Source organism: Xanthobacter sediminis, from assembly GCF_043195015.1.
Taxonomy (GTDB): domain Bacteria; phylum Pseudomonadota; class Alphaproteobacteria; order Rhizobiales; family Xanthobacteraceae; genus Xanthobacter.
Window position 1 is genome coordinate 1 of sequence record NZ_JBAFWH010000054.1, and the last position, 847, is coordinate 847.

At 64.9% G+C, this 847-nt stretch carries 1 protein-coding gene; it reads right to left on the reverse strand.

The genetic code is table 11. From position 1 onward, the window contains the following. Positions 1 to 17: 17 nt before the first annotated feature. Positions 18 to 775, reverse strand: a protein-coding gene (locus V5F61_RS21165) for an IS5 family transposase (RefSeq protein ID WP_393990640.1) whose coding sequence is annotated in 2 segments (ribosomal slippage) — positions 18 to 442 and positions 442 to 775 — 759 coding nt in all. Because the reading frame shifts where the segments join, the coding sequence is not laid out codon by codon here. Positions 776 to 847 lie beyond the last annotated feature (72 nt).

Sequence of the window (847 nt, forward strand, 5' to 3'; positions counted from 1 at the left end):
CTTGCTAGGGTCGAGACTCATAACCAATAGCCGACGATCGCGGCGATGCAGACGGCGGCGAGGAAGTTGACGGCAAGGCGGTCATATCGGGTTGCGACACGCCGGAAGTCCTTCAGCCGGCAGAACATGCGCTCAATGGCGTTGCGATCACGGTAAAGCACTGGAGAGAAACAGGGTTTCCAGCGCCGGTTGGCCTTGGGCGGGATGTTGGGCATGGCGCCGGCCTCTTCCACCTGCCGGCGGACCGCGTTGCTGTCATAACCTTTGTCCCCGTGCAGGATGCGAGCTTTCGGCATCTGCTGGAGCAAGGCTGCGGCGGCCGTGCAGTCGGCCACCTGGCCGCCGGTGAGCAGGAAGGCGATGGGCCGACAATTGCGGTCGGTCAGCGCGTGGATCTTGGTCGTGCGCCCGCCGCGGGAGCGGCCGATAGCTTGGCTTCGTTCCCCCCTTTCCCGCCCGAGGCCGAGCGGTGGGCCTTGACGGCGGAACTGTCGATCAGCACCTGCGCGGGCGGCCCACCGGCTCCGGCAAGCGCCTGGAAGAGCCCGCTCCACACACCCTTGGCGGCCCAGCGGACATAGCGATTGTAGAGCGTCTTGCGCGGGCCATAGTCGGCCGGTGCATCAACCCAGCGTCCGCCGGATTTCAGGACATGGATGATCCCACTGATCACCCGGCGGTCATCCACACGCGGCTTGCCGCGCGTGTCCGTCGGCAAATGGGGCGCGATCCGCGCAAACTGCGCATCCGTCAGCCAGAACAGGTCCCGATTCATCGTCACTTCCTCTCGGAAGCCGTGAATCACAACCCAAGCCCAACGCCAACCACTTTATGGGTCTGGACCCTA